We start from the raw sequence: 8,049 nt of genomic DNA, 5'->3' as shown, positions 1-8,049 counted from the left end.
TATGCAAAAAAGTCACGATTTGCCGTATTTTACGCCGATTTTATTTTTATTTCGTGATCTTAATCACGGTTATTTTAAATTCTACCTGATAGGGTTTAAAACAAATGATAAATAAAAATACATTTGTTCACTTTGTTGGTGGGTATATGGGAGGATTATGGTTAATCAGGTTACCGAGCGAAAACGCTTGCTTGCCATTCGGAACGTCAGCAAGTCTTTCTCAGGTGTTGACGTTTTAAAAGGGATTAATTTCGAACTGTATTCAGGGCAGGTTCATGCCTTATTAGGCGGAAATGGTGCCGGAAAGTCGACATTGATGAAAATTATTGCCGGTATTCAGCCGCAAGATAGTGGTGAGATTGAAATTAACGGTGAACTACATCATTCCCTTTCGCCGAATAAAGCACATCATCTCGGGATTTACCTTGTTCCGCAAGAGCCGTTGTTATTTCCCAACTTGAGCGTGCGGGAAAATATTCTGTTTGGTTTGAAACAACGTAGCAACAGTGAACGGAAGCTGACCGCACTGCTTAATGAACTCAATTCCCATCTTAAATTGGATATGCAGGCGGGCTTATTGGATGTTGCCGATCAGCAATTGGTTGAAATTATGCGCGGATTGATGCGGAATGCGTCTATTTTAATCTTAGACGAACCGACCGCATCGTTGACTCCGTTAGAAACCGAAAGTTTGTTCGCCAAAATACGATCATTATTAGTGAAAGGCGTCGGTATTGTGTTTATTTCGCACAAATTGCCGGAAGTCTGGCGGATTTCCGATTTTATCAGTGTCATGCGTGACGGCTGTATTGCGTTGAGTGGTGAAACGGCGGCGCTGAAGCGTGACGAGGTGATTAGCGCGATTAAACCAAAACCCAAGGCCGGACAATTGACCGAATCGCAAAAATTGTGGCTGGAACTGCCGGGTCATCATCGTGTTAAGGCAACAGGGCGTCCGATTTTACATATTGAAAATCTGACCGGAGAAGGATTTAAAGCAATCAGTCTGGATATTTATCCCGGAGAGATTTTGGGACTGGCCGGGGTAGTCGGTGCCGGCAGAACGGAATTGGCGGAAACATTGTACGGACTGAGAAAAGAAAAATCAGGGCGGATATTGTTTGATGGCATCAGCATTAATCGGTTGGATACGAAAGCGCGTTTGGAAAAAGGCATCGTTTATTTGCCGGAGGATAGGCAGGCTTCCGGATTATATCTGGACGCACCGTTATCTTGGAATACTTGCGGTTTAACCTATACCGATATGGGATTTTGGACTAACCGAGCGAAAGAAGAGGCTATTCTGGCACGCTACCACCGTGCTATCGGAATTAAATTTAACGATAGCCGACAAGTGGTCAGAACATTGTCCGGCGGAAACCAACAAAAAATTCTGATTGCAAAATGTTTGGAGGCGGATCCGGCACTGCTGATTGTCGACGAACCGACAAGAGGGGTTGATATCGGGGCAAGGGCGGATATTTACCAGTTGATAAAAAGTATCGCGAAACAGAATGTTGCGATTCTGTTTATTTCGTCCGATTTGGAAGAAATCGAGCAGATGTCCGATAGGGTATACGTGATGCATGACGGAGAAATCGGCTTGCCTCTGAGCGGTAAAGATATTAATTCAGAAAATATTATGCATATCGCATTTAGCGGCAAATCAGGATAAGGGTTTTTTATGTGGAAATTTATACAAAACAATCGAGAGTTGACCATTGTTTTTGCAATTTTATGCCTTTTCTTATTATTGATAGGTGGGGACAACGGTTTTCATTTTCAAACGATCGGCATGATCTTTAATTCCGCTCAAATTGTAATGTTGTTATCTATCGGCGCGACTTTCGTTATTTTAACACGAAATATTGATGTTTCCGTCGGATCCGTCATGGGATTGAGCGCCGTTATTATGGGCAGTTTGCTGAATTGGGGTTATTCCTTGCCATTGGCTTTTGCCGGTACGATGTTTTGTGGGTTATCAGCGGGGTTGTTCAACGGTATTTTGGTTACGACGCTGAGAATACCGGCTATCGTGGCGACACTCGGAACTTTGGGATTATATAAAGGAATCATGCTGTTAATTACCGGCGGAAAATGGATTGAAGGCTTGCCGCAAGAATTGAAATCGCTTTCCGAACCGGTTTTTTTAAACATTTCGTTGATTGGGTGGTTATTAATCGGTTTGATTATCGGGGCTTATCTCGTATTAACCAAAGTGCGGTCAGGGCGTAATTTCTATGCGGTCGGTGATAATTTGCAAGGGGCGTTACAGCTTGGCGTTCGAGTCGATACGGTCAGAATTTCGGCATTCGCCATTAATGGTGTGACGGCATCGTTAGCCGGCATTGTTTTTGCTTCACAAATCGGGTTTGTGCCGAACTCTACCGGAAACGGTCTGGAAATGAAGGCGATTGCAGCTTGTGTCTTGGGGGGAATCAGTTTACTCGGCGGATCAGGAAATATTATCGGCGCCATATTGGGCGCTTACTTTCTGATTGAAATTGATACGATTTTGGTTTTATTAAAAGTTCCGGCCTACTGGAACAACTTTGTAGCCGGCATGGTTTTACTTGCTGTGCTGGTATTTGACGGACGAATTAGGATTATGATCGAAAAAAGTATTAAACAGCAACGATATGCCCGTTTTTTAAAAGAAAGTGAAAACCAAAAGTAAATAATAGGATCAATCACATGTTGAAATTAAAAAATTATGGTTGGGAAATAACGCTTTTTTTATTGTTGATTATTGAGATTCTGGGATTCGGTCTGCTCAATCCGCGTATGTTGGATATCAATGTACTTTTATATAGTACCAGCGATTTTATTTATATCGGCATGCTGGCATTGCCGTTAACGATGATTATTGTGAGCGGCGGGATTGATATTTCTTTCGGTTCCACCGTAGGGCTGTGTGCGATTTTTCTGGGGGTGTTGTTTAAACTGGATATGTCATTATTTATTGCCGTTCCCTTAACCTTTTTATTAGGCGGATTTTGCGGGCTGATCAATGCGGGCTTAATTATTTATACCAAAGTCAATCCGTTGGTTATTACGTTGGGAACGATGTATCTCTATGGCGGCGGCGCGTTGCTTTTGTCCGGATTTGCCGGTGCGACGGGGTATGAGGGCATAGGCGGTTTTCCGGACAGTTTGCTGAATTTTGCCAATCAAACCGTGTTGGGCGTTCCTACCCCGATTCTCTATTTTCTGATTATGCTGATCATCTTTTGGTTGCTAATGCATAAAACCACGATAGGAAGAAGCACGTTTTTAATCGGGCAAAGCGAAAGAACGGCACGCTATAGCGCAACGCCGATAAATAAAACGTTATATACCATTTATGCGGCTATCGGATTAGTCGCCGCATTTGTCGCTGTATTGCTAGTGTCTTATTTCGGCTCCGCCCGTTCCGATTTGGGCAGTTCTTTGTTAATGCCGGTTTTGACGGCGGTGGTATTGGGCGGCGCAAATATTTATGGCGGTTCGGGATCGGTATTAGGGACGGCGATAGCCGCATTGTTAATCGGATATTTACAGCAGGGATTGCAAATGATAGGTGTTCCGAATGAGATATCCGGCGCTTTATCGGGCGCATTGTTGATTATTGTTTTAATTGGAAAATCGCTCAGTTTGCATTATTCGTCGATTCGTTACTGGATTCGTCGTAAAGCAGGAAAGCAGGTTGTTAAAAGCCATTAACGGCAAACGGACATACTGATCACGGTATGTTTTATAAAACTCAAGAAGGAGAAATATTATGAAACATTTAGCGATAAAATCAACCGCACTTGCCGTTGCATTAGGCTTTTCGGCAATCGCTGCACAAGCGGCGGACAGAATTGCATTTATTCCTAAACTGGTGGGTGTCGGCTATTTTACCAGCGGCGGACAAGGCGCTGTGGAAATGGGCAAAACACTGGGTGTTGATGTAACCTATGACGGCCCGACGGAGCCGAGCGTATCCAATCAGGTACAACTAATTAATAACTTTGTCAATCAAGGCTATAACGCCATTATCGTTGCCGCCGTGTCTCCCGACGGGTTGTGTTCCACATTGCAGCGGGCGATGAAACGAGGGGTGAAAGTGTTGACTTGGGATTCCGATACCAATCCGGAATGCCGCAGTTATTATATCAATCAAGGCACGCCGACCCAGCTCGGTTCAATGTTGGTGGAAATGGCTTCCGATCAAATCCAAAAGCCGAAAGCGAAAGTGGCATTTTTCTATTCAAGCCCGACAGTAACCGATCAAAACCAATGGGTTAACGTTGCAAAAGAGAAGATTGGCGCAGCACATCCCGAATGGGAAATCGTCACTACTCAATTCGGTTATAACGATGCGATTAAATCATTGCAAACGGCGGAAGGGATTTTGAAAGCCTATCCGGATTTGGATGCCATTATTGCCCCGGACGCCAACGCCTTGCCGGCGGCGGCGCAAGCTGCTGAAAATCTGAAACGTGAAGATGTTGTGATTGTCGGCTTCAGCACCCCGAACGTGATGCGTCCATATGTTAAACGCGGCACGGTGAAGCAGTTCGGATTATGGGATGTGGTTCAGCAAGGCAAGATTTCCGTTGCGGTTGCAAACGATGTGCTGAAAGGAAAACCGTTGAAAGTGGGGGATAAACTCGATGTTGAGGGTGTCGGCACGGTTGAAATATCGCCGAACAGCGTACAAGGTTATGAATATGAAGCGGCGGATAACGGCATTGTCGTGCTGCCGGAGCGAGTGGTTTTCACAAAAGAAAACATTGATAACTACCATTTTTAAATGTGATACAGGAGAGATATGATGGCTGATTTAGATGATATTCGGGATGGTAAAGATTTCGGACTGGATAAACCGCAAGCCAATAAAGCGTTTTATATGAAAGGATTAGGCGCGTTGGATTGGGGCATGCAATCTCGTTTGGCAAATATTTTCAACCCCAAAACCGGCAAAACGATTATGTTGGCGTTCGATCACGGCTATTTCCAAGGCCCGACGACCGGATTGGAACGGATTGATTTGCATATTGCACCGCTCTTTGAATACACCGATGTCTTAATGTGTACCCGCGGTATTTTGAGAAGCGTGGTTGCGCCGGATACCGGAAAACCGGTAGTGTTGCGCGCGTCAGGGGCAAATTCGATTTTGACGGCATTATCAAATGAAGCGGTTGCGGTTTGTGTGGAAGATGCGGTACGTTTGAATGTGTCGGCAATGGCGGCACAAGTCTATATCGGTTCGGAGCATGAACACCAATCAATCAAAAATATTATTCAATTAGTCGATCAGGGAACGCGTTACGGCATTCCGACCATGGCGGTAACCGGCGTCGGCAAAGAGATGGCGAGGGATCAACGCTATTTTTCATTGGCAACCCGCATTGCCGCAGAAATGGGAGCGCACGTTATCAAAACGTACTATGTGGATAAAGGTTTTGAGCGGGTAACGGCAGGCTGTCCTGTGCCGATTGTGATTGCCGGCGGTAAAAAACTGCCTGAACCGGAGGCGTTGGAAATGTGCTATCGGGCGATTGATCAGGGTGCTGCGGGGGTTGATATGGGGCGCAATATTTTTCAGTCCGATGCGCCTGTCGCCATGCTCAAGGCCGTTCATGCGGTGGTACATCAAGGTGAAAATGCAGAAAAAGCTTATCAACTTTATCTGGACGAAAAAAATCAATAGCGTGACGATATGCCGATGGCGAGTTATTGCCGTCGGCCTATTCAAAAAGGAATTTATGTAGGAGTTTACTATGTTTGCCATGTTGGTCGAGATCAATATTAAAGCCGGAATGGAAGCGGAATTTTTAAACGTGTTTGCCGCCAATCATTATGGTACGCGCAAAGAGCCGGGAAATGTGCGGTTTGACGTATTGCAGGATCCGAAGATAACGACCCGTTTTTATGCCTATGAAGTTTATGAAAACGAAGCCGCATTGGAAGCGCACCGCCAAACCGAGCATTATCATCAATGCGTCAAGGATCTTGAGCCGCTAATGACCGGAACAAGAAGCAAAACCGTCTTTAACTGGATTTTGCCTCAGGATGTCAGCCATGAAAAAATCTAGATCGGCACTGATTCGTTAACTGAAATCACAAAGAATCAGTGTCGGCATTTTAGCCGCTAATTGGCTGAAATTCGAAGAAACATTATCAATATTGAGCAATAATCAAATCAATCTGTTGCATGTTGATATTGCCGACGGGCAGTTTTCACCGCTGTTTACCGTCGGTTCGTCGGCAATCAAACAATTGTCCGGCAATTTTTACAAAGACGTCCATTTACTGGTGAACCGACAAGAGAAGCATGCCAAGCAAGCTGTTAAGTGCGGTGCCGACATGGTAACATTACAGCTGGAAAGTGACAGAGATTTACATGATATTCTCGCTTGGCTTAATACACAATACATCGTCACCAACGGTATCAACCGCCCCGTTCTCAGCGGATTGAGCTTATGCCCTGAGACGGATTTATCATTACTTCAGCCGTATTGGGATCGAATTGACCTCATTCAACTTTTAACTCTTGATCCCCGAACGGGCGTCAAAGCGGATGAATTTTCCATTCTGACAAGAATTAAATCCGTCATGAATATGCTTGGTGAAAAACGGGCGGGAAAAATTATTACCGTTGATGGTTCGATGACCCTAGATTTGGCGATTAAAGCCAAACGGCTCGGCATCGACCGGGTGGTATCGGGAAGCGTCTTGTTTGCCGATACGGATCTTGACGGCACGCTAATGCGTTGGAAAACAGAATTGCTTGCAGTGGAAAGTGCGGTCTGAGTAAATCTCAACCGCACTTTGTGTTATTACGTTATTTCAGCCCTGCCGCGTTGCGCAATTCTTCCGCACGGTCGGTTTTTTCCCACGGGAATTCGTTGCGACCGAAATGGCCGTAGGTAGCGGTTTTACGGTAAATCGGCTGAATCAGATCCAACATTTTGATTAAACCGTATGGACGCAGATCGAAGAACTCGCGTACCAGTTTTACCAATAAGGCTTCGCTGACTTTTGCAGTACCGAAGGTTTCGAGCATAATCGACGTCGGTTCTGCCACGCCGATAGCGTAAGAAAGTTGGATTTCACACCGATCCGCCAAGCCGGCGGCAACGATATTTTTGGCAACGTAACGTGCGGCATAGGCAGCGGAGCGATCCACTTTTGACGGATCCTTGCCGGAGAATGCACCGCCGCCGTGACGGGCTGCGCCGCCGTAGGTGTCGACAATGATTTTCCGTCCGGTCAAGCCGCAGTCGCCCATCGGGCCGCCGATCACAAAACGGCCGGTCGGGTTGATAAAATATTTCGTTTCGGCAGAGAGCCATTCGCTCGGCAGAATCGGCTTGATAATTTCTTCCATCACGCCTTCATAAATCTGTTTTTGATCGACTTCTTCCGCATGTTGGGTGGAAAGCACGACCGCATCAATACCGACAATATTGTGTTTGTCGTACTGGAATGTGATTTGACTTTTGGCATCGGGACGCAGCCAGTTTAACGTACCGTTTTTGCGCACTTTTTCCTGCTGTTCCATCAAACGGTGCGCGTAAGTGATCGGCGCAGGCATCAGCACATCGGTTTCGTTGGTGGCGTAGCCGAACATAATCCCTTGATCGCCCGCACCTTGTGCCAGCGGATCGGCACGATCAACACCCTGATTGATATCAGAAGATTGCTTGCCGATGCCGTTCAGCACAGCGCAAGAATGACCGTCAAAGCCCATGGTAGATGAGGTGTAGCCGATGTCGCAAATCACTTGGCGTGCAATGTGTTCGATATCGACCCAAGCGGAAGTCGTGATTTCGCCGCCGACCAGCGCCATGCCGGTTTTTACGTAGGTTTCACAAGCGACGCGCGCTTTCGGATCTTGTTCAATAATCGCATCCAGTACCGCATCGGAAATCTGATCGGCAATTTTGTCAGGGTGGCCTGCGGAAACGGATTCGGAAGTAAATAAATAGTTAGACATAATTTCTCTTTTTATCATAGGTATTCGTAATCTGGGTTACCATATTTTGGAAGCGTAACCATCTGGACGGCTATAATACTGAT

8 protein-coding genes are annotated in these 8,049 nt (G+C 45.8%); 7 read left to right on the top strand and 1 reads right to left on the bottom strand.

Going from position 1 to position 8,049, the window contains the following annotated elements:
* Positions 1-157 precede the first annotated feature (157 nt).
* From lsrA to OA57_RS11970, 7 genes are all read left to right on the top strand, one after another.
* Complete coding sequence (gene lsrA / locus OA57_RS12000; protein WP_034618200.1) at positions 158-1,675, top strand: autoinducer 2 ABC transporter ATP-binding protein LsrA; 1,518 nt, start codon at positions 158-160, stop codon at positions 1,673-1,675.
* 9 nt (positions 1,676-1,684) lie between these two features.
* Complete coding sequence (gene lsrC / locus OA57_RS11995; protein ID WP_034618199.1) at positions 1,685-2,677, top strand: autoinducer 2 ABC transporter permease LsrC; 993 nt, start codon at positions 1,685-1,687, stop codon at positions 2,675-2,677.
* 17 nt (positions 2,678-2,694) lie between these two features.
* Complete coding sequence (gene lsrD, locus OA57_RS11990; protein ID WP_034618198.1) at positions 2,695-3,702, top strand: autoinducer 2 ABC transporter permease LsrD; 1,008 nt, start codon at positions 2,695-2,697, stop codon at positions 3,700-3,702.
* Positions 3,703-3,760: 58 nt separating this feature from the next.
* Positions 3,761-4,777, top strand: a complete 1,017-nt coding sequence (gene lsrB / locus OA57_RS11985; RefSeq protein ID WP_034618196.1) for an autoinducer 2 ABC transporter substrate-binding protein LsrB — start codon at positions 3,761-3,763, stop codon at positions 4,775-4,777.
* A 21-nt stretch (positions 4,778-4,798) separates the two neighbouring features.
* Positions 4,799-5,677: a 3-hydroxy-5-phosphonooxypentane-2,4-dione thiolase gene (gene lsrF / locus OA57_RS11980; protein WP_034618194.1), complete on the top strand. Its 879-nt coding sequence runs from the start codon at positions 4,799-4,801 to the stop codon at positions 5,675-5,677.
* Between the two features lie 70 nt (positions 5,678-5,747).
* A complete protein-coding gene (gene lsrG, locus OA57_RS11975) occupies positions 5,748-6,062 on the top strand; it encodes a (4S)-4-hydroxy-5-phosphonooxypentane-2,3-dione isomerase (protein ID WP_034618193.1) in 315 nt (104 codons plus the stop codon).
* A gap of 19 nt (positions 6,063-6,081) precedes the next feature.
* Positions 6,082-6,780, top strand: coding sequence for a beta/alpha barrel domain-containing protein (locus tag OA57_RS11970; RefSeq protein ID WP_268746712.1), 699 nt, complete (start codon positions 6,082-6,084; stop codon positions 6,778-6,780).
* Between the two features lie 31 nt (positions 6,781-6,811).
* Here OA57_RS11970 and metK read toward each other — a convergent pair whose 3' ends face one another.
* On the bottom strand, positions 6,812-7,966 hold the full coding sequence (gene metK / locus OA57_RS11965; RefSeq protein WP_034618190.1) for a methionine adenosyltransferase: 1,155 nt from the start codon (positions 7,964-7,966) through the stop codon (positions 6,812-6,814).
* Positions 7,967-8,049: the final 83 nt, after the last annotated feature.

Source organism: Chelonobacter oris (assembly GCF_000772535.1).
Taxonomy (GTDB): Bacteria; Pseudomonadota; Gammaproteobacteria; order Enterobacterales; family Pasteurellaceae; genus Chelonobacter; species Chelonobacter oris.
The sequence above is the reverse complement of the archived record's forward strand: the minus strand, read 5'-3'. Positions and strand labels throughout refer to the sequence as shown.

What these genes read in the sequence shown, in the direction of transcription:
- lsrA (WP_034618200.1), top strand. Translation starts at nt 158, where the DNA reads ATGGTTAATCAGGTTACCGAGCGAAAACGCTTGCTTGCCATTCGGAAC.
- lsrC (WP_034618199.1), top strand. Translation starts at nt 1,685, where the DNA reads ATGTGGAAATTTATACAAAACAATCGAGAGTTGACCATTGTTTTTGCA.
- lsrD (WP_034618198.1), top strand. Translation starts at nt 2,695, where the DNA reads ATGTTGAAATTAAAAAATTATGGTTGGGAAATAACGCTTTTTTTATTG.
- lsrB (WP_034618196.1), top strand. Translation starts at nt 3,761, where the DNA reads ATGAAACATTTAGCGATAAAATCAACCGCACTTGCCGTTGCATTAGGC.
- lsrF (WP_034618194.1), top strand. Translation starts at nt 4,799, where the DNA reads ATGGCTGATTTAGATGATATTCGGGATGGTAAAGATTTCGGACTGGAT.
- lsrG (WP_034618193.1), top strand. Translation starts at nt 5,748, where the DNA reads ATGTTTGCCATGTTGGTCGAGATCAATATTAAAGCCGGAATGGAAGCG.
- metK (WP_034618190.1), bottom strand. Translation starts at nt 7,966, where the DNA reads ATGTCTAACTATTTATTTACTTCCGAATCCGTTTCCGCAGGCCACCCT.